A 21,253-nucleotide genomic window follows, 5' to 3' on the forward strand; every position below is an offset into this window, starting at 1 on the left:
TAAGGCGAAGCTGGTCTCTTCGGATTGATGTCCGGTCAAAATCTTGATAATGATATTAAGGTGGCTATAGCACGAGGGATCCACCTCTTCCCATTCCGAACAGAGAAGTTAAGCCTCGTCACGCCGATGGTACTGCGTAACAGTGGAAGAGTAGGTAGCCGCCGTCTTGAGAAAGGCGAAAGCCGATGGAGAGGAGTCAGTCCGTAAGGGGTGACTCCTTTTTTTGGTATATATCCTCTCTGCCTTTTTCTATTTTTAGGTGTACTTTGTTGTTCGGATGGATAAGAAATTGTAATTTTGTGCTTTTGTAATAGCTAAGAACCTCATATGGATACTGAAAAGAAAGAGAATAAAGAAGTAAATAAACTTTCGCTACTTATCGTAGCAGTTATAGTATTGGTACTGATTATTGCTGGTGCCGGTTATTATATTTATCATCAAAAGCAGCAAATGACTGATTTGGTGGAAACCTTTGATCTTGAGAAAGAATCTTTGGAGGATGAATATAATGAATTGTCTCTTCAATATGAAGGTTATAAGTTTAGCGTAGGCAATGATTCCCTTGTTGCCCTATTATCTACGGAGCAAGCAAAGGTACAACGTTTATTGGAAGAATTGCGTACGGTGAAGGCTACGAATGCGAAGGAAATAGCTCGCTTGAAAAAGGAATTGGATACCTTACGTAAAATCATGCGTAACTATGTTGTCCAAATCGATTCCTTGAATCGTGAGAATGAGCAATTGAAGGTTGAAAAGAAAGAGGCTGTTCAGAAATATCAGAGGGCTACTTCACAAGCTGCTACCTTGAAAAAGGAAAAAGAGAAATTGACGGAAAGAGTAACGTTAGCTAGTCGTTTGGATGCGACGGATATTAACGTGACTCCTGTGAACTCTCGAGGTAAACTCGCTAAGCGTATTAAGAAGATGCAGCAATTCGTCGTGACTTTCAAGATAGCGAAGAACATTACCGCTCCTGTCGGCGAAAAGATGGTATATGTACGGATCATGAAACCGGATGACGATATATTGGTGAAAAGCCGTGCGGATGTATTCGCTTTTGAAGGAAAGGAAATCAATTATTCTATGAAGAAAATGATAGAATATGAAGGTGAGGAGGTGGCAGTGACCATGTATTGGAATATCGAGGAATTCTTATCTCCGGGTACTTACCGTGTGGATATTTTCTCTGACGGTAATTTGATCGGACAGAAGAGATTTACCTTGGATGATTAACTATGAAATTATCTCCCGACTTTGAGAAGTTCCTAAGTTTTATTCCGGAGATTCTGTCTCGAGATGAATCTTTCCTAAAGGATTTGGAAAGTTGTACTCGAGGTGTGACAATCCGGAAAGGGGATTATTTGATTCGTACGGGCGAGTTGTGCCAAGATGCCTATTTTATTAATAAAGGGCTTTTTATCAATCAATATATTAATGAGAATGGGAATGAATGCGTAACCGGTTTCTCCTCGGATAGTATGTACCCTTTTGTTTCTACAATAGGTTATTTTACACAAGTCCCTTCCGAGTTTGAGGTGAAAGCTATCGAGGATGGTGAATTGCTCTGTTTTTCCCGGACGGATATCGAACGTTTGTCGTTGGGATATCCAGCTTTCGCTACCTGTTATCAGAATGTGATGCTGATGATTATTTCCAAGCTCTATTCAATGTTCGCTGTCCGTCAAACCTGTAAGGCGGAAGAATTCCTGAAATATCTTTATACGAACCACCAATGGATCGTAAGCCGGGTCCCTGATAAATATATAGCTCAATATATGGGGGTTAGTGATTCTTGGTATTGTAAGTTGAAGAAACGTATCCTTTATTGAATTAGTTCAATTTTATATTCGCTTTAAACCTATACTTTTGTGCGGGTTTTTATATTTTTGTCACATAGGGAATATGATGGCATTATATAGGTAGGTTAAAACGATATAAAGATGAAACGAACTATCTTACTATTAACATTTGTAGTCACGGTGAGCTGTATGCACGCTCAGCGAATGTTGACATTGGAAGAGTGCCGGAATCTGGCGATCCAGAACAATAAGGAGCTACAAATCTCTGGCGAAAAGATCAAGATGGCGGATAACGAGAAGAAAGCCGCTTTTACCAAGTATTTTCCTCAATTATCGGCAAACGGTGCCTATATGTGGAACCAGAAGGATATAAACTTACTGGACATGGGCGCTTTGTCCTCATCCTTGAGCTCTTCTTTAGGTGGCTTGGCCCAATTACCGATGATCCAACATTTGATGAGTGGGGTGAACGATATGCAACATTTGGATGTGCAGAATATCTGGGTGGGTAATGTATCGTTGGTGCAGCCTGTATTCATGGGTGGGAAGATCGTTAATTATAACCAAATCACTAAGTTTGCCAAGCAATTAGCGGAGTCAATGAATAATTTACAGTTGCAGGACTTGATTTATAAGACTGACGAAACCTATTGGCAGGTCATATCTTTGGTGAATAAGAAGAAATTGGCGGACGCTTATGTGGATTTGCTCCGTAAGATGGATAGTGATGTGACCGCTATGATCTATGAGGGAGTCGCTACCGAGGCCGATGGGCTTTCTGTCAAGGTGAAACTGAATGAGGCGGAGATGGCTCAGACTAAGGTTGAGAATGGTCTGGCTTTAACCCGAATGCTTTTAGCGCAAATTTGTGGTCTGTCTTTAGAGGAGGATTTATCGCTTGCAGACGAGAAGCTGGATAATTTTCCGGTAGAGACAACACAAGCCTCGGCTGATCTGAATGAGGCTTTCATGAATCGTAATGAACTGAGAAGTTTGGATCTGGCAACGAAAATCTATAAGCGAAAAGAACGTATTGCTTTGGCAGAGATGTTGCCTAATGTCGCTTTAGCGGCGAATTACTTCGTCACGAATCCGAATGTTTTTAATGGTTTTAAAAATGATTTCGCTGGTATGTTTAATGTCGGAGTTATGGTAAAGGTACCCTTGTCCGGTTGGTGGGAAGGCACTTATAGGCGTAACTCGGCGAAAGCGGAAACGCGCATAAAAACACTGGAATGGCAGGATGCTCGTGAAAAGATTGAGTTGCAGGTAAATCAATCCGTTTATAAAGTGAATGAAGCGGGCAAAAAGTTGATCGCTTCTTCCCGTAATATGGAAAATGCGGAAGAGAATTTGCGGCGTGCGAATTTCGGTTTTGAGGAAGGGGTTATCCCGGCTTTGAACTTAATGGAGGCGCAGACAGCATGGGTTTCTGCTCGCTCTAGTTTGATTGATGCTCAAATCGAGGTGAAATTAACAGAAGTTTATCTAAGCAAGGCTTTGGGTAAACTGTCCGCAAATGAATAAGAGTAATAACAAATAAAAATATACACAGAGATGAACGAGAACAAGAAGTTTTCTATCAGTAACATGATGTTAGCTTTTATCACAGTATTGGTCGTGATCGGATTGGTAGCCTTGGCGGGTTTCTTCCTGCTTACACCGCCTGACGATATTATAATGGGGCAGGCCGAGGCCACCCAAGTTCGTATCTCCGGTAAGGTTCCCGGACGTATCGCTTCTTATCGTTTTGGCGAAGGCGATCAGGTAAAAGCCGGAGATACTTTGGTCTTTTTAGATACGCCCGAGGTTATGGCGAAGCTGAAACAAGCGGAGGCGGCTCGTGCGGCAGCGGAGGCGCAGAACGCTAAAGCGATTAAAGGAGCCCGTGAACAGGAAATTACGGCCGCTTATGAGATGTGGCAAAAGGCGCAAGCCGGATTAACTATCGCTAAGAAATCTTTCGATCGTATTCAGAATTTATACGAGAAAGGGGTGATGTCCGCTCAAAAAAGAGACGAGGTGGAGGCTAATTATAACGCTATGGTAGCGACAGAGAAGGCTGCCCGTTCTCAATATGAGATGGCAAAAGAAGGTGCCCGTAAGGAAGATAAGGCTGCCGCTGCCGCTATGGTCCAACGTGCGGAAGGTGCTATCGCCGAAGTGGAGTCGTATGTGGGCGAGAGCGCTTTGGTGGCTCCGATTGACGGGGAGGTTTCAGAACGGTTCCCGGAAGTCGGCGAGTTGGTTGGTACAGGCGCTCCGATCATGAATATCTCTGATTTAAATGATGTATGGGTAACTTTCAGTATTCGTGAGGATCTGTTGAAAGATATCAAGATTGGCTCGGAAGTAAATGCTTTTATTCCGGCGTTGGGGGACCTACCGGTGAAGTTGAAAGTCTATTATATGAAGGATATGGGCTCGTATGCCGCATGGAAAGCGACAAAGACGAATGGACAATATGACTCGAAGACTTTCGAGGTGCGTGCCCGTCCGTTGGAGAAAGTCGCTGATCTTCGTCCGGGAATGTCCGTGATCTTAAAGAAAAAAGGGAAAGAGATCGTATGACCTATAAAGAAAGTTTGCATAGAATCTGGCTTATCGCGAAGCGTGAGGTGCATCGGCTGGTGGCTCAACCGATTTACTTCTTTTGTATGTTGATCGCTCCGGCTATCTGTGTCATTTTCTTTGTATCGTTGATGCATGAGGGATTGCCGACCGATCTGCCGATAGCAGTGGTGGATATGGATAACTCTGCTACTTCACGCAATTTGATTCGCCAGTTGGATGCCTTTGAGCAGACAGAGGTGTATATGAAAACCATGTCGTTTACCGAGGCTCGTCAGGAAATGCAGAAAGGGAATGTATATGGAATTTTTTACATTCCATCCGGTTTCGCCGTGGACGCCACATCTGGAAAGCAGCCCCGGTTGTCTTTCTATACGAATGGTACCTATTTGATCGCCGCTTCTTTGCTGTTTCGGGATATGAAAACGATGTCGGTATTGGCGGGGGCCGCTGTGGGTTTACAGACCGGACAAGCTAAAGGATATACCGAAGCGCAGATCATGGGACAGCTACAACCGATCGTGATCGATACGCACCCGATCGGCAATCCGTGGTTGAATTATTCGGTATATTTGAATAATACGGTTTTGCCGGGTATCATTCAGTTGATGGTATTTCTGGTGACAGTATTCAGTATCGGTACGGAAATTAAATATTCCACGTCCCGTAAATGGTTGGATATGGGAGGGAATTCCATCGCAGTTAGTTTGTTGGGAAAGTTATTGCCGCAGACAGCTATTTTTACGGTCGTAGGCTTTATGTATTGTGCGGTGTTGTATGGAATTAATTCTTTCCCGTTAAATAGCGGTTGGTTTCCGATGCTTTTGGCGATGTTTTTGCTGATTATATCCTCTCAGGCGGTAGGCGTATTTATGATCGGCGTATTACCGACTCCCCGTTTAGGGCTTAGCTTCGCCAGCCTGTTCGGAATGATCTCGTTCTCCATTGTCGGATTCTCGTTTCCAGTACAAGGTATGGACCCTACGTTGCAAGCGTTGGCTCGTTTGTTCCCTTTGCGGCATTATTTCTTGATTTATGTCGATCAAGCCTTGAACGGGCGGGCGCTATTCTATACGTTGGGCGAGTACGCTTGGTTGTTGGGATTCTTGATCCTGCCCTTCCTTATCGGGCGGAACTTGAAGAGAGCGTTGTTGGATTTCAAATATCTACCGTAAAAACTGTATGTGATGAAAAGAGAACATCGTTTACGATATATCATAAAGGAAGGTCTTCTGGATACGCTTTATATTTGGAAAGATGAATTGAGAAACGTGTTTAAGGATGCGGGGGTCATGATCTTCTTTTTCTTGGTGCCTTTCGTATATCCGCTGCTTTATTCATTTATATATAATAACGAGGTAGTACACGAAGCGAAGATGGTGGTGGTAGACCAAAGTGATTCCTATTTGAGTCGTGAGTTTACCAGACGGGTTAACGCCACGCCGGATGTGGAAGTAGTGGGTGTTTGTCCGGATATGGCGGAAGCCAAGAAGATGTTAGATGAGAAGAAGGCCTATGGAATTTTGCTCTTTCCCCCGGATTATAGTAAGGACCTGCATGAAGGGCGACAGACAACCGTCTCGTTGTATTGCGATATGAGCGCCTTATTGTTTTATAAGGCTTTCCTTTTGGCGGCGACAGAGGTATCGTTGGATATGGGTAAGGAACTTCGGATGCATAATAATCCGTCGTCTACGGATAAGATGGACCAGATCACGGTAGACCCGATCCCGTATGAATCGGTAGCGTTGTTTAATTCCCAGAATGGTTTTGCCAGTTTTTTGGTACCGGCTATCTTGATCTTGGTATTGCAACAGACCTTGATATTGGGCATCGGAATGTTGGGAGGAACGGCACGGGAAAAGAATCGTTTCCATAGTCTGGTACCTATTTGCAGGCATTTTAACGGGACTTTGCGTATCGTGTTCGGCAAGTCGCTGACTTATCTTTTGCTGTATGTGGTGGTTTGCATCTGGGTATTGGCTATTGTCCCTAAGTTATTCTCCTTACCTCAGGTTGGTGAGCCACTGACTATTTTGTTGTTTTTACTGCCTTACCTGTTTGCCTGTATTTTTATGTCTATGACGCTATCGGGATTTATGACGAGTCGCGAATCGCCTATGTTGGTGTTCGTTTTCACGTCTGTCATCTTATTATTTATCTCGGGTGTCTCTTGGCCGGAGGCGGCTATTCCTCCGTTTTGGAAAGTGGTGGGTTATTTGTTTCCTTCTACTCCGGGTATCCAGGGATTTATCCGTATCAATACGGCTGGCGCTTCCTTGCATGAGGTGGCGCATGAATACCGGGTATTATGGATTCAGGCAGGTGTATATTTCATCTTGTCTTGTATCATTTACCGTTATCAGATCATACGTAGCCGCAAGATGATTATAAAGCAATATCGGTATATGAAGATGCGACGGATGTTGCGAGAAAGAGAATAATCCCTCGTTTAGGTCTACCCTAATCGCTCATTTAGGGTGTCCCTAAACGGGGGATTAGGGTGAGGGTAAATGTGTGATTAGATTTTAACTTTCGGTTTATACATATCCTCAGCGGTCAGGCCACATTCTTTCATCATGCGGATACTGTAAGACAGATCGCTGACGTTTGGTGTCACGTTGTTACTTCCAAACGTGAATTTAACGCCGGCGGCTTTCGCCTTCATAATGATCGCTTTATTTGGAATATTGTATAGTTCGTTGATCTCTAAAGCTTTTCCGCTTTTTGCCAATGCCTCGACGAAACGGTTCATGCGGGCCTCTGTCCAGAATTCGTCAAAACGCTTATCCATCGGAGATGGCAAGAAACAAGGATTTACATAGATATCTACCGGCTCTTCCAATACGGAGCAGATACGATCTACGATCATGTCCATATATTGCTCCTCATTCTCGATCCAAGTCTCTTCCGGAATCCATAGGCGGGTACGGCGACCTTTATTGTCCTTGAACGTCAAAGCGTCCGTAAACACATAGTCGAATTCTTTAAGAGTCTCGGGAGAGAATGTGGTTATCCATTCGCGTCCTTCCGCTTGCATGCCAAGGATGAAAGGCTGTGAGCGCATCTCATTTAGGTAATCCATGACTTGTTGGTCGTTCGTGATCGGGAAACCGATGCCGCAGTTCGGTGCGATCGTATAATTGATACCGGTCTTGCGGGATTGCTTAGCGGCAACTTCCTTGGTTAAGCCACCTTTTAAGTGCACGTGATAATCTAATACCGGGAAATCCGATTGATGTAATTTAATGATCTCATCATTTTGCTCATCGTTAGCTTCCGCCAATTGTGCGTTGATATCGATCGTGGATTCATCAATTACGTTCACGGTGATGTTCTTGATCTGGATCTCACCGCTACCATCACTCTCTATGGCAAATGTCCCTTCCGATAATAAGGCATAGGCGTTAGCGTCCGTACGATACGGTGCGGTTGGTTGGATATACTCTACAACCGGTTCGCCGTTTATATTTACATCGATCTCTTGTCCGGCAACCCGGATATCCATCTTGAACCATTGATCCTCTTTTACGAAGCTTTTGGTCAAATTCCTCACGGAAACAAGACTTCCTGTCATTTTCCACCAAACCTTATCAGCCCGGTCATTATTGATAGCGATACGATATCCTTTCTTCAAGGTTGGGTCCGTATGGAACCAGACGGCGCCTTTGCCTCCCGGGGTAGTACGTAAATCAAGGGTCAGATCGAAGTTTTTGTATTTGCCGTTTTTCAGTACGGCCAGTGCATCCGTACCTTTCAAGGTCATTATGTCGTCTTGAACGGAGACATCGCCTGTCATTTTCCATTTGTTACTATCTTTGCCATCGAATAAGGTACCACTGCCGGAAACACTACAGGCTGTGGTCAGGACAAAGAGAAGGCCCATCGCTAGAATTGATAATTTTTTCATGATATAAATGATTTAAGTAATAATATATCCTCCAAAGATAACGAAAATTAAAATACAATGTCCTTTTTGAAGATTTTAACTTCCATAAAGATATAAACCTAAGAATATAGTCTTACTTTTGTAAAAATTCTCAATCAAACTTAATTAATAGTACTATGCAGAACAGACGTAATTTTTTGAAGCAAGCCTCTTTGATGCTTGCGGGTGGGTTGGTAGCCCCGCAGTTATTATCTTCTTGTGGCGGTAAATCAGGACAAGCTGCCGCTACAGCATCGGAGTCTTCTAAATATATAGGGCTTCAATTGTATTCTTTAAGAGACCTTGTAAAAGAAGAAGGTATCCAGAAAGTATTGGAAACCGCCGCTAAGATGGGTTATAAGAATCTGGAGACAGCAAGCTATGATAACGGAAAGATTTACGGTTTAGCTCCCGCTGAATTTAAGAAAATGGTGAATGACCTAGGTATGAAGTGTACGAGCGCTCACCTTGGACAGGCATTTACGAAAGAAAAAGAAGCCGAGGTTATGAGTTGGTGGGATCAAGCGATTGATGCTCATAATGAGTTAGGCGTTAAATATATGGTTCAACCGTGGATGCCGGTTAACGATAAGACTACATTGGATGACTTGAAGATGTACTGCGATTATTTCAACACGGTTGGTTATAAGACCGCTGCCGCTAGCATTGCGTTCGGTTATCATAACCACGACTTCGAGTTCCGTAAGATCGACGATCAATTGATCTATGATTTCTTGTTGGATAACGTAAGCCCGAACCACGTATTCTTCGAGATGGATGTATACTGGGTAATGATGGGTGGTGGTGATCCTGTCGCTTACTTGAAGAACCGTCCGAGCCAGTTCAAGGCTATCCATATCAAGGATGAGAAAGAGATCGGCGCAAGTGGCAAGATGAATTTCAAGCCTATCTTCGATCAAATGTACGCTAATAACGTAAAGGATTGGTATGTTGAAGTTGAGCAATATACAAACAATGATCCGGTTGCCAGCGTTCAGCAGAGCTATGATTTCTTGAATAAGGCTGATTATGTGAAATAATCCGTTCGATGATAAAAAAGAAGAGGCTACTTCATTATCGGGTAGCCTCTTTTTTTATGTTCGCTTATTTGGAATACTCGTTCAATCGGGTGGATTTCGCAAGCTCGATGATTTGTTTCCAATCTTTAGCTAAGTTTTCCATATCCGGATATAGTAAATCCGCTCCGGCATCTAATAAAACTTGATCGGGGAGAGGTCCGGTGTTTACGGCTATCGTAAAGATATTGGCTGCCACGGCAGCTTCTACTCCCATGGGAGCGTTCTCTACCACAAAAGCTTCGTTAGGCTTCGCATGCGCTTTTTGAAGTCCCATTAAATAAGGTTCGGGGTGTGGCTTGCCATATTTCACGTCGAAAGCCGTAACCATTTTCTCTCGGTTGAAATGTCCCGGATAGGTATGGTTTAGCTTATCGATCAAGCTATGTTGGCCGGAACCGGTGACAACCAATCGTTGCAGTCCAGATGCTTCCACTTCTTTTAGAACCTCTGCGGCGCCGGTCATGGGGGCACCGTCATTATAGGTATTGAATAGATCCGCTTTCTCTTTATAGATCGTTTGCTTCTCCTCGGCGGTAGCGTCTCGTTGGAAAGTGCGTTGGTATAGCTCGTTGATCGTGCTTTCCCCAGTACGTCCTTCGAACATATAAAAGTCTTCCGGCCGAGAAGTTAGCTGATGGTGGGTCGCTACCTCATGCCATGCCCGTGCATGAAAACGCATAGAGTCATATAATACACCATCCATATCGAAAAGAACAGCTTTGGGAGAAAGGGATTCCTGCCTGTGTTTACGCAGATATCGGATAATCGCTTCTTGAATCATGTTATTACCTTCTTAAAAACCAATACAAAGGTACGTAATAAATCGGAATTAACAGAAATGGGAGGAAAGCTTCTTGAAATTAAATAAATATGATATATAATGGAATTTCATTTTATGAAACAAAAATGGTTTAAATGGGTGCTTACTTTTGATCCACCTACATGTACACCCTAACCGGATTGATAAATTTTATAATTATCTGGATGAGTTGATAGATGTATTGAAAAATAAGGGATATAAATTTATTTCGTTGAGATAATTAATCAATAAATTATGACGTAGTTCGATGAGAACTTAGTTGTTTAATCATTGCAAATATATGAATATTTGGGGAATATCAAAATATCATATATTAAAAATCAATGCATACAGAAATATTATATACCTAAATACAGGTATAATTGAACCCCTTTCTGATAGACAAGTGAGACTTTGGTAGAAATATAATTAATAAGAAATAGTATACAGTATTATGATATCACTTATTCATAGCAAGTTATAGCCTTTGAAAATTCGTTATTAATGCGTTAACTAGAGTTCTCATCGGACTCTTTTCTGGTGAAGAATGGTATATTTATTATCTAGTATGAATAGAGGAGAATTAGTACAATCTCTTGTGGAAGAAACAGGATTGCCGAAAAATGTTGTTAGGGCCGTAGTGAATGCGTTACCGACTGTTGTGGCGAAAGGAATACGGGAAGGAGAATCTATTTCCATGAAAGGATTTGGATCTTTTGTACCTTGGCAACAATCCGAGCGATTGGCACGTAATCCGAAAACAGGGGAGGAAGTAATGATTACTCCACGTGTCTCGGTCAAATTCAAAGCCGGGAGCGATTTACTTAAAGAATTAAATGAGTAATAAAAAACTATTCAAACGAAAAAACGGTTTCCTCGTGATGAGAAAACCGTTTTTTTATGGGGTAAATCGTATTATAAACGTGCTTTGATAGCTTCGCTTTCTTTCTCGTATCCCGGCTTATTCAACAGGGCGAACATATTCTTCTTATAAGCCTCGACACCCGGTTGATTGAAAGGATTCACACCTAACATATAACCACTGATACCGCAAGCTTTCTCGAAGAAATAGAATAACTGACCGATATAGAATGCGCTTACTTCCGGCATATTAACCTTGATATTAGGAACACCACCATCTACGTGAGCCAACTGAGTACCTAACTCGGCCATCTTGTTTACCTCGTCTACATGCTTGCCTGCCAAGAAGTTCAAGCCATCTAAATCGGCTTCATCTGTAGGGACCAATACGCTATGATCTGTAGCTTCCACGGAGATAACCGTTTCGAAAATCGTACGCTCACCGTCTTGAATCCATTGACCCATGGAATGCAAATCGGTTGTCAAATCTACGGATGCTGGGAAAATACCTTTACCGTCTTTACCTTCGCTCTCTCCGTAAAGTTGTTTCCACCATTCTGCGATATAGTGCAATTTCGGATGGAAGTTAGCCAAGATCTCAATCTTTTTACCGTTCTTATATAACTCATTACGAGTAGCGGCATAGATAGCGGCCATATTATCAGCGAAAGGAACACTCGCATCTGTAGCTTTTTCCATGGAAACAGCTCCAGCAACCAAGTCGCGGATGCTGATACCTGCCACGGCGATCGGAAGCAAACCTACCGGAGTTAAAACAGAGAAACGTCCACCTACGTTATCAGGGATGATGAAAGTCTTGTAACCTTCTTGATCCGCCAAGGTCCGCAAAGCGCCTCTCTTAGCGTCCGTGATAGCTACGATACGATGTTTAGCCTCTTCCTTGCCAACAGCATCTTCCAATTGTTTCTTCAAGATACGGAAAGCCAAAGCCGGCTCTGTAGTCGTACCAGACTTGGAGATATTGATAATACCGAATTGCTTACCTTTCAAGACTTCGCTTAATTCATAAAGATAATCCTCTCCGATATTGTGTCCGGCGTATAACATAACCGGGTTTTTACGGTCGTTTTGCAACCAGTCGAAGCTGTTGTTTAACGCTTCTACTACCGCTTTGGTACCCAAATAGCTACCACCGATACCAATGGCTACGACCACCTCACATTTAGAACGAAGCACGTTCGCCGTATTCTCGATGTCGGCCAACTCTGCGTCCGTAATAGAAGAGGGGAGATGCAACCAACCCAAAAAGTCGTTACCTGCTCCGTTACCGTTATGTAATGTGGCAATACATTCCATTGCCTTGGCCTCTTGAGCGTAAACCTGTTCCTTGGAGACAGTGCCCAGAGCCTTGTCGATGTTTAAACTGATGTTTTTCATATGCTATTTTATTTAAACGTTTCCGTTAATTGACGAATGACCGTTGTCGGCGATTTCTTCTCGTACAATATATCATAAACAGCGTCCAGTATCGGCATGTTCACTTTATATTTCTCGTTGATCTCACGCATACACTTGGTTCCATAATATCCCTCGGCGATCATTTCCATCTCCAGCTGCGCTGTCTTCACGGAATATCCTTTACCGATCATGGTTCCGAAAGTACGGTTACGGCTGAACCGGGAATAAGCGGTAACCAGCAAATCGCCAAGGTAGACGGAGTCGGTGATATCCCGCTCCAGCCCGTGTACGGCGTCCACGAAATTACGCATCTCCTCAATAGCGTTCGAGATAAATACGGCTTGGAAGTTATCACCATATTTCATTCCATGGCAAATACCGGCGGCGATAGCGTACACGTTCTTCAGTACGGCGGCGTATTCGATACCGGTCACATCCTTACAGAAGGAATTCTTTAAGTATTGATTCTTGAAAACGGGGGATATCGTACGGACCTTCTCGATGTCGGAACAAGCCAACGTAATGTACGAGAGCCGTTCCAGAGCGATCTCTTCCGCATGACAGGGACCACCGATAACTGCTATATTTTCTGTTGGAACCTTGTAATACTCCGCGAAGTAATCCGTAATCAACATATTCTCATCCGGTACGATACCCTTGATCGCCGAGATGATAAACTTATCTTTCAAAGAGGTCTTCACCTTCTTCAAATGTTGTTTCAAGAAAGGGGAAGGCGTAGCGAAGATCAAGGTATCCGAGTCCTTGATCGCTTGGTTGATATTGGAATAGAAGTTTATCTTGTTCGTGTCGAATTTCACGGCGGTGAGGTAACACGGGTTGTGTCCCAACTGCTTGAACTCCTCGATACGATCGGGCCTACGCATGTACCAGTTGATACTATCTTGAGTTGAAAGTACGATCTTGGCTAAGGCGGTAGCCCAGCTACCACCTCCCATTATCGCGATTTTTCCGGGCAAATCCATCGTATCACGCTTTTATTCTCCTACATTGGCTATCCAAGCTTCTATTTCTTGGATCGTAGGATTTTGCAGTTCTAACTTATATTTTTTATTAAGCTCACAAAGCTCTTGTCTTAATTTGTTGGCGTTCGCTTCTTTCAGCGTGTCAACCGTCAGGTAGCCGGCTTTCTGCAAAGCGGGAACCCACTCCTCGGAAATGCCCAAGGCCACGTATTTGTCGGCGTTATCTTTCTTTACGGTTTTCTCCGGACGCATTTGAGGGAAAAGCAATACCTCTTGGATCGTTGTCTGTCCGGTCATCAACATAACCAGACGGTCGATACCAATACCGATACCCGACGTAGGAGGCATACCGAATTGAAGGGCGCGTAAGAAATCTTGATCGATGAACATCGCCTCGTCGTCCCCTTTCTCGCTCAAGCGTAATTGCTCCTTGAAACGTTCTTCTTGGTCGATCGGATCGTTCAGCTCGCTATAAGCGTTCGCCAATTCCTTCCCGTTTACCATCAACTCGAAGCGTTCGGTCAATCCCGGTTTGCTACGGTGCATCTTAGTCAGTGGGCTCATCTCAACCGGATAGTCGATGATGAAGGTCGGCTGGATAAACGTACCCTCGCAGAACTCCCCGAAGATCTCGTCGATCAATTTACCTTTACCCATCGTATCGTCGATCTCCATCTTCAATTCCTTGCAGATCGTACGGATCTCGTCCTCGCTCTTACCTTCCAAGTCGTAACCCGTCTTTTCCTTGATCGCCTCCAAGATCGGCAAACGGCGGAAAGGAGCCTTGAAGCTGATTGTCTTACCGTCGATCGTGCTCTCGCTCGTACCGTTCACGGCGATACAGATACGCTCCAACAGCTTCTCGGTGAAGCTCATCATCCAGTTATAGTCCTTGTATTGAACATAAAGTTCCATACAGGTGAACTCCGGGTTGTGCGTACGGTCCATACCCTCGTTACGGAAATTCTTACCGATCTCGTATACACCCTCGAATCCACCGACGATCAATCGTTTCAAATACAACTCGGTAGCGATACGTAAATATAAATCGATATCCAAGGAATTATGATGTGTCGTAAACGGACGTGCGCTAGCTCCTCCGGCGATAGATTGCAGGATCGGAGTCTCTACCTCCGTATATCCGGCCTCATCCAAGGCGGTACGCATGGTCTTGATGATAGCCGCACGTTTCATGAAAATATCTTTTACACCCTCGTTTACTACCAAATCCACGTAACGCTGGCGATAACGAAGCTCCGGGTCATTAAAACCGTCGTAAGCGACACCATCCTTATATTTAACGACCGGTAGCGGACGAAGTGATTTAGACAGAACTGTCAATTCTTGCGCATGAACGGAAATCTCTCCCATCTGAGTACGGAAAACGAATCCCTTGATCCCGACGAAATCACCGATATCCAGTAATTTCTTGAAAACGACATTGTATGTGTCTTTATTCTCGTCCGGACAAATATCGTCACGAGAGATATAGACCTGTATTCTGCCCTCGGAATCCTGCAACTCCATGAAAGAGGCTTTTCCCATGATACGACGGCTCATGATACGGCCGGCGATACGTACCGGGCGTGGCTCAGCGTCATCTTTGAATGTCTCTTTTATCTCTTTGGAAAATGCGTTCGTTACATACTCAGCTGCGGGATAAGGCTCTATCCCCATCTGACGCAACTGTTCCATGCTATTACGTCTTATTATTTCCTGTTCACTCAGTTCTAATAGATTCATTATGCTATTATTTTGTATAATACGGCGCAAAAGTACAAAATATTTCTGATTTATGCTGACTTATGTGGTAAAAGGTTGAGGTCACCGATCTTGTTAGTTCATGGATAAAGTATCTTAGGATCCTTGGTGAAGTATCTTAGGTTTGTAGGCCAATGAACTTAAGACCCAATAATTTTATCTTTACATCCCGTTTTGATCCCGGGGATGAGACAAATGGAATAAACAGCCCTCACTCCGATAAATCCGGTAGCCAAAACTCAACCAACGGTAATGTCTTTCTCCGTCCTCCAAGCCCCAGCCATAGAAATCCTCATTCTCCATACCCGCTTGCAGGTATTTTTCCGTTTGGGCGAAGACCGCTCCCCCGACTGCGCCTATCACTCCCTCTACTGTGTACAAAGAGTTCATCTTTGCTTGATGTTTTTTTAGGAAATCTAAGTCACGATGGAGCCAATAATGTTCCCTCAATATATCTGACGTATCTAAAAAATTACCATCATATGGATAAGCGACATCAGAAGTCCTAGTTCTAAGCTGTTTCACCGCATCCAATATTTGAAGGTGGTCCAGTATCACATCTGCGTCCCAAATACAAACAAGTGGAGTATCAACCTGCTTTGCGAGGATATTCAAGTATTTGGTCTTGTAGAATACAGGATCTTTATCCACGAGGAAAGTGTACTTCACCGTATCATCTTTTATTAACGAGGGGATAATCTCATTTTGGTATGATGAGGCCTCCAGAATTAAGATGCGTGTCCGGAAATAACGTACTATTGAGTCCACGGACATCAACAGATTCTCCAAACGGATCATGGAATCGATCCGTACAGGAATAATAAATGTTGTATCTGTCAAGTCTATTCGCATAAATATCTTTGCTTAATGTTTAACAATGCCAACACCGTACCGGGGAAACCATTCAGCAATCCTCTGTGTATATTATAGTAGTATTCGTTCTCCATTAGGGCATCCCAAGCGTCAGACGAGATGATCCGATCGTAAATTAGGTGCGGATTGAAAGGGATGGTGTATTCGGGGAAGTCCCTTTTTAATCCCTCCAACAAGAAATATAGAGAAGCGTATCCATTACTGATATAGATATCCTTGCCTTTGATCTCTCTATTATATATTATGTCTAGATTGATTGATTTTCTTAGTTCGTTCACATATCTTTGCCAATCCGGCGAACAATTCCGTAAAGGTAGTATGCCCCATAACAGATATAGTCGGTTCAAATGCAGATGAGGCAAATGGGAGAACATATACAGAGATAGTTGTTCCAAAACCTTTTGTATCCGATCCTTGTAAAAATCATATTGTATAAGACAGGACAGGGTTTTCATCAATATCGGTACGTGATATTGGTAAATGGAAAACGTATAGGATTCCTCGAAAAAGGAGGCGTCTATCAAATCGGCCAATTGATTAACTAACTTGATTGCTAAGCCCTCGAAAGGGAAACGCTCATTATCGTTTGTCTGGATTTCCAGCCTTTTATAAATGTAATATAAGAAATGGATGAGTTGAGACAGGGAATACCTAGATTCCATATTTCCGAAAACCAGCTTCTTGAATAGCAAATCATCGATACCACTTAGCAAATCATTAATATCACCGTCTACAAATTGCTTTTTTACAATATAATCCAATCCTAACGCAACTCCGCATAAACCTTCCTCCACGGTGAGTTCTGCGTTTTTAGAGAGATCGTTTTCCAAGAGATCGTCCAGCAATCGCTCAGCCTTCTCTTTATAAATAGCTTCTTGCGTATAATCATACAAATGGTATAAATAGATGAGTGATCCCATTTTGCCATGAGCCAACCCGAAAGGGTAGCTTGTATGTAATGAGCCTATCAAATGCTTATTTAGCGAATCTATTTGTGATGCTAATTTATTAAATACGACATATCCTTTAACTCATATTCTTCCGGCAATAAATAACCATTTGTCAAAACTGTTGGAGTGGAACTTATTGTATTGCGCCTAACCCATTCGTTTTGTGCTTGAAAATTGGCTAACATATCTTTGTCATTAGGATTTAATCTGTATCTTTTATAGCAATCCTCTTTTTTATGACGCCCTTTTGCATACCAGTCAGATAGGAATCGTAAATAATCCGATTCATTATTTAGTAGATACATGGAGGTCAGTAGCATGGCGCTAGGTTCTAATTCCTTGCTAAAAGAGGTCAAGATGATTTGTATGCAAATCTCTTCTTTATATTCTTTGAGTAACTTTTCTATTTGGAGATGTAATTTTACGCAAGGAGCACAATGTGGATTAGAGATAATGGTAATCCACTCTTTGGCATCCCTATTGCCCAATAATATTCCTGTATTTTTGTCAATGTCATATTGAGGCTGTTCGTTTAATAAGCTCTTAAATACAGAGGCATTCAGTTTTATGCTGCTAAGTTTATTGTTGCTTCGTTGGATTTGCTTTTCTTTTACGTATAATGTAACAGTAAAATGGAGTGATAGAATGACGAGCCCATACACGCATCCAATGGTAGTGAAATCAAATAAATCCCATTGATTGAAATCCATGCCTATCGCGAATAGAGAGATAAGAAAGGTGATCCATACGGTAGCTTGTACAGATAAACATAAAGCGCACCATTGTTTTACCCTAAATTTTTGGTACCATACGCTCCACGCTGTATAAGGTAATGCGATTATATTCAGAGTCTCTGCATATATAACATATTGGGGCAACAAGGCGATAAACAATATTGCGGAAAGAAAATATCCTAAGCCGAAGACACTCCAACTGATCCCCAAGAAATGAGATGCTTGGGAATCCAATGTCCCGTTGCAATCACTGGATTTCAAAAACAGGGAACAAATTTTGTTGACATATTTATCCGAGCCTAAGATCTCTCGAGAAAGCAGGATACCGCAGAAAGATGCTCCGATCACATTAACACCCCATAACCCCCAGATTCCTATCTCCATTCCTCTGTTGGTGATAAGGGCACACCCTATTAATGATAGAAGTAATGATACGAAACATACGATTACTATCCGCTGTCGTAAGTATTCTTTCTATGTTCTTTATAATCCGGTTAATAGATTCATCGGTGGATTCGAAAAGAAGGACGATTCCTGACCATCGTTCCAAGAATACCGGGATAGATAATGTGATGTTTTTACCTCGCCATGAATAGATGATTGCCTCGGTAGAAACATGTCGCACCAATACAAACTCATGATCTACGTAAGCCACAAAGGGTACATCTAATGAGGATAAGTTTTCTTGTGTTTTTTGAATTTCGGCCGCTACATTCTCTATATTATAATAACGTAGCATCTCGGACAGTCCAAACAGATTGTTTTTGTGTGGATGGCTCTCGTAGAATCTTATGGTAAAATCTTCCGTGTACTTTATCGATAAGATTTCTAAAATTTGGATGAATAGATTGTCATGTTCCATTGCTTTAGGTCTTTAATGATTACCTTAGTTTACCAATGAACAACACCGGGTTACTCTCCTCGTCCAGTCCGGGGAAACGCCTTGCGAACTCTTCCTTCTTCAAAACGTCTTCCGGATACATCAGCATGGCGCACCAGCCCTCATCTAACGAGAAGAACTGTTTGGGCAACCACCGGAAGTTGTCATCGAACTTGATGTTCTCTAAAACTCTTGCGTTTCCGTCTTTTTTGTCGATTAAGGCTATTCCGTTTAGGTCTTCTCTTTTCCCCTTAAAGGAGAGCAATATCGTTTCCTTGGACTCCACGTAGTCCGGGATATGGCCGATGTATCCTTTCTCCGCTTCTTCCTGTATGAGTTGCATGCCTTCTTTTCCCTCTTGCGTGTAAAAGCCGGCGGGCGGTATCCTGTTATCTACGTTTATTTTGTATCGTATTTTTGAACTATCCAAAGTGCATTCAAGGATGTCGTTGCTTTGATAACCATGAGAGATAATATGTCCTTCATACCGTTCAAATGAGTTTGTGAATGAACTGATATATCGATTGCAGTTGATGATGGAATCATACGAGTTTATAATGGCTCCCGTATGATGGTTGATGATACGGTATCGTAGCTGTTCGGGGGTAGGCATACATTTTATGATGTATAGACTATCGTTCAAAAGAGTGATCGCCTCTATATAGCCGACATTCTCGCAACGCTTTTTGTTGATGAATTGGTGTGAATTTGAATAGGTTACGATTTCAATGGGAGAAGCGATCGATAGATCTCCATTGGGCCATATCATGAAATGGTTAAAGTGGAGGTATGATTGCGGATCATTTCCCTTTTTGGATAAGACTCGTTTGAATTTTCCATATTTATCCCAAACGATTAATTGCTCTCCGGAGCCTATGTAAATATCCTCTTGAAAGATAGCGATGTTTTTAACATTGTAAAGCACATCTATCAATGCGTCATCCCTTGTTTCCAAGGGGGACATACCGATATTCCTCAAACATTTCATCCACGTCTTTTTCTACCCGATGTGAGAGTGGAATAAAATACTCGATTGTTTCGTCCTTGCCATTATCCTTGGCTTGATCCGGATTACAACTGATAAGCAAAAGAGTGACTAAAAATAGAAGATAGATCATGGTCATTTTTGTTTTAAGAAAAAAGCTGGTTTTAGCAGATATCACCAGCTAAAACCAGCCCTTTCTTTTGTTGCTAACCTCCTGTAGTGTTACAGTTTTGTACGCCGCCATAATTTGAGCATTTATTACTGCATTCAGAGCAGCTTGTTACTTCAATTGAGGAAGAAAGATTATGACAATGACAATACGCACTTCCTCCCCCTAAGATTTTCATCATTTGTTCTTTTGGAAGAACTTTACTTTGTTGGTTTAGTACGACTTTTGTCAGTTTTTTTGAGTTTGTCCATAATTTGAAAGATTTAAAAAGTTAATAGATGTGTAATACTTTGATATTACAAAGAAAATTAAAAAATATCAAACATGGGGTATATTATGTCTTTTTTATTGTTGTTTAATGTATATTGTCTTTCTATTGCTACAGTAGAAAATTAGTGGAGATATGCATATAAGTTAGCTATGTGAATTCGATTGTTCTGTCCCACGTTTAATTTGTTCGAGAAATGACTTATTGTATTGATGTAATTTGTTATGTAATAGTGTTTTATGTAATAGCGTAAGCTATAGGTACAAAGCCTCCCAAATGAATAACTAATCACTTCCCAAGTGAATAACTAACGGCTACCCCTAACCGTTAGTTATTCACTTGACTAGCCATTAGTTATTCACTTGACAAGGCTCAAATTATATATTTGGATACTCCAAAAAGATTATCGGGTGAGCCTGTTTTGATGTTACGGGGATCATCTTTAACGGCTGTGCTGTAAAACATGTTTTAATGGGAATTTTGGCAGATTGCCCTAAGATGGCAAAGCTGTAAATAATCACGGTATAACTTCCCTTCTCGAAGAATATATACTTCAAGTGGCATAGGATATATACTTCATAGCCCAAGTAAGTATATCTTCTATCGCAGGTATGTCACTGATTTGCTACTGACCCGAAATAAGGCCGCACTCCTTCCGGCAGGAAGAAACGGATATCCTTGCCGGTTTGGTAAGCGTTACGGATAAATGTGGAGGAGATTTCCATCAAGGGAGCGTCTACCTTTTTCACGTTCGGATAAATGGCAGGGATCGAGATGTCGAATCCTAGGCGGGGATAAATCAGCAGTTTGTAGTCTTGGAGTATTTTTTCGTGTTCTTTCCATCGGGGAAAAAGCTGCCAGTTATCGGCTCCCATGATAAAATAAAAGTCCCGATTTGGATAGTTACGGGATAAGGTTCGTAGGGTATCAATGGAATAAGAAGGTTTCGGTAGGTAGAACTCAATATCGCAGACCCTGAATTTAGGACATCCGTCAATAGCGGCTTGGGCCATTTCCAGCCGTAGTGAGTCATCGAGCAGGTCATCCTTTTTCTTCAGCGGATTGTGAGGCGTGACTACGAACCACACCTCATCCAATCCCTCGAACTCACATAGCCAGTTCGCCAAGGCGAGATGGCCTATGTGAATGGGATTGAATGATCCACTGTAAATCCCGGTCTTGAGTCCCATACGA

Annotated in this window: 21 protein-coding genes and 1 rRNA gene; 9 read left to right on the plus strand and 13 right to left on the minus strand. The window is 42.4% G+C overall.

Features of this window, described 5'->3' with window-relative positions:
* The first annotated feature begins 56 nt into the window (after positions 1–56).
* From rrf to HMPREF0999_RS17565, 7 genes are all read left to right on the plus strand, one after another.
* Positions 57–167 (plus strand): 5S ribosomal RNA (rrf, locus tag HMPREF0999_RS17535).
* 160 nt (positions 168–327) lie between these two features.
* On the plus strand, positions 328–1,233 hold the full coding sequence (locus HMPREF0999_RS17540; RefSeq protein ID WP_005861467.1) for a hypothetical protein: 906 nt from the start codon (positions 328–330) through the stop codon (positions 1,231–1,233).
* A gap of 2 nt (positions 1,234–1,235) precedes the next feature.
* Positions 1,236–1,829 (plus strand): Crp/Fnr family transcriptional regulator, encoded by a 594-nt coding sequence (locus HMPREF0999_RS17545; protein ID WP_005861469.1) that lies wholly within the window; start codon positions 1,236–1,238, stop codon positions 1,827–1,829.
* 111 nt (positions 1,830–1,940) lie between these two features.
* The gene (locus tag HMPREF0999_RS17550; RefSeq protein WP_005861471.1) at positions 1,941–3,326 is read left to right on the plus strand and encodes a TolC family protein; all 1,386 of its coding nucleotides are present in this window, start codon (positions 1,941–1,943) and stop codon (positions 3,324–3,326) included.
* A 30-nt stretch (positions 3,327–3,356) separates the two neighbouring features.
* Positions 3,357–4,370, plus strand: coding sequence for an HlyD family secretion protein (locus HMPREF0999_RS17555; protein WP_005865742.1), 1,014 nt, complete (start codon positions 3,357–3,359; stop codon positions 4,368–4,370).
* On the plus strand, positions 4,367–5,545 hold the full coding sequence (locus tag HMPREF0999_RS17560) for an ABC transporter permease (protein ID WP_009018788.1): 1,179 nt from the start codon (positions 4,367–4,369) through the stop codon (positions 5,543–5,545). Before HMPREF0999_RS17555 ends, HMPREF0999_RS17560 begins: the two co-directional genes overlap by 4 nt.
* 12 nt (positions 5,546–5,557) lie before the next feature.
* Entirely contained in the window at positions 5,558–6,814 is a 1,257-nt protein-coding gene (locus HMPREF0999_RS17565; protein WP_009276518.1) for an ABC transporter permease, read from the plus strand.
* A 77-nt stretch (positions 6,815–6,891) separates the two neighbouring features.
* Here the strand turns inward: HMPREF0999_RS17565 and HMPREF0999_RS17570 are convergent, their stop codons facing one another.
* Positions 6,892–8,280, minus strand: a complete 1,389-nt coding sequence (locus HMPREF0999_RS17570) for a DUF1080 domain-containing protein (RefSeq protein ID WP_005861479.1) — start codon at positions 8,278–8,280, stop codon at positions 6,892–6,894.
* A gap of 155 nt (positions 8,281–8,435) precedes the next feature.
* Here HMPREF0999_RS17570 and HMPREF0999_RS17575 point away from each other — a divergent pair, with 155 nt between their 5' ends.
* Positions 8,436–9,338 (plus strand): sugar phosphate isomerase/epimerase family protein, encoded by a 903-nt coding sequence (locus HMPREF0999_RS17575; RefSeq protein ID WP_005861481.1) that lies wholly within the window; start codon positions 8,436–8,438, stop codon positions 9,336–9,338.
* A 64-nt stretch (positions 9,339–9,402) separates the two neighbouring features.
* Here HMPREF0999_RS17575 and HMPREF0999_RS17580 read toward each other — a convergent pair whose 3' ends face one another.
* A complete protein-coding gene (locus HMPREF0999_RS17580; RefSeq protein WP_009276519.1) occupies positions 9,403–10,158 on the minus strand; it encodes an HAD-IA family hydrolase in 756 nt (251 codons plus the stop codon).
* A gap of 586 nt (positions 10,159–10,744) precedes the next feature.
* On the opposite strand from HMPREF0999_RS17580, the gene HMPREF0999_RS17585 reads away from it, so the two are divergent.
* On the plus strand, positions 10,745–11,020 hold the full coding sequence (locus HMPREF0999_RS17585; protein ID WP_008780759.1) for an HU family DNA-binding protein: 276 nt from the start codon (positions 10,745–10,747) through the stop codon (positions 11,018–11,020).
* Positions 11,021–11,091: 71 nt separating this feature from the next.
* Here the strand turns inward: HMPREF0999_RS17585 and HMPREF0999_RS17590 are convergent, their stop codons facing one another.
* The 11 genes from HMPREF0999_RS17590 to nadD form a co-directional block, all read right to left on the minus strand.
* Entirely contained in the window at positions 11,092–12,435 is a 1,344-nt protein-coding gene (locus HMPREF0999_RS17590) for a glucose-6-phosphate isomerase (protein ID WP_009276520.1), read from the minus strand.
* Between the two features lie 8 nt (positions 12,436–12,443).
* Positions 12,444–13,439 carry an NAD(P)H-dependent glycerol-3-phosphate dehydrogenase gene (locus HMPREF0999_RS17595; protein WP_005861487.1) on the minus strand — a complete coding sequence of 332 codons (996 nt, stop codon included), beginning with the start codon at positions 13,437–13,439 and terminating at the stop codon, positions 12,444–12,446.
* A 12-nt stretch (positions 13,440–13,451) separates the two neighbouring features.
* The gene (gene lysS, locus HMPREF0999_RS17600; protein WP_009276521.1) at positions 13,452–15,182 is read right to left on the minus strand and encodes a lysine--tRNA ligase; all 1,731 of its coding nucleotides are present in this window, start codon (positions 15,180–15,182) and stop codon (positions 13,452–13,454) included.
* Between the two features lie 180 nt (positions 15,183–15,362).
* The gene (locus HMPREF0999_RS17605; RefSeq protein ID WP_009276522.1) at positions 15,363–16,052 is read right to left on the minus strand and encodes a galactosyltransferase-related protein; all 690 of its coding nucleotides are present in this window, start codon (positions 16,050–16,052) and stop codon (positions 15,363–15,365) included.
* Positions 16,043–17,044 carry a hypothetical protein gene (locus tag HMPREF0999_RS17610; RefSeq protein ID WP_009276523.1) on the minus strand — a complete coding sequence of 334 codons (1,002 nt, stop codon included), beginning with the start codon at positions 17,042–17,044 and terminating at the stop codon, positions 16,043–16,045. The genes HMPREF0999_RS17605 and HMPREF0999_RS17610 overlap by 10 nt, the downstream gene beginning before the upstream one ends.
* A gap of 29 nt (positions 17,045–17,073) precedes the next feature.
* The gene (locus tag HMPREF0999_RS17615) at positions 17,074–18,141 is read right to left on the minus strand and encodes a vitamin K epoxide reductase family protein (protein ID WP_009276524.1); all 1,068 of its coding nucleotides are present in this window, start codon (positions 18,139–18,141) and stop codon (positions 17,074–17,076) included.
* Positions 18,107–18,619: a cysteine peptidase family C39 domain-containing protein gene (locus tag HMPREF0999_RS23000; protein WP_009276525.1), complete on the minus strand. Its 513-nt coding sequence runs from the start codon at positions 18,617–18,619 to the stop codon at positions 18,107–18,109. Before HMPREF0999_RS23000 ends, HMPREF0999_RS17615 begins: the two co-directional genes overlap by 35 nt.
* Before the next feature lie 19 nt (positions 18,620–18,638).
* Positions 18,639–19,625, minus strand: a complete 987-nt coding sequence (locus tag HMPREF0999_RS17625) for a 6-bladed beta-propeller (RefSeq protein ID WP_009276526.1) — start codon at positions 19,623–19,625, stop codon at positions 18,639–18,641.
* A complete protein-coding gene (locus HMPREF0999_RS23005) occupies positions 19,576–19,755 on the minus strand; it encodes a hypothetical protein (protein WP_009276527.1) in 180 nt (59 codons plus the stop codon). Before HMPREF0999_RS23005 ends, HMPREF0999_RS17625 begins: the two co-directional genes overlap by 50 nt.
* 73 nt (positions 19,756–19,828) lie before the next feature.
* Positions 19,829–19,972: a hypothetical protein gene (locus HMPREF0999_RS22125; protein WP_229033872.1), complete on the minus strand. Its 144-nt coding sequence runs from the start codon at positions 19,970–19,972 to the stop codon at positions 19,829–19,831.
* Positions 19,973–20,673: 701 nt separating this feature from the next.
* Positions 20,674–21,249: a nicotinate (nicotinamide) nucleotide adenylyltransferase gene (nadD, locus tag HMPREF0999_RS17630; RefSeq protein ID WP_009276528.1), complete on the minus strand. Its 576-nt coding sequence runs from the start codon at positions 21,247–21,249 to the stop codon at positions 20,674–20,676.
* Positions 21,250–21,253 lie beyond the last annotated feature (4 nt).

Source organism: Parabacteroides sp. D25 (assembly GCF_000307475.1).
GTDB classification, from domain to species: Bacteria; Bacteroidota; Bacteroidia; order Bacteroidales; family Tannerellaceae; genus Parabacteroides; species Parabacteroides distasonis.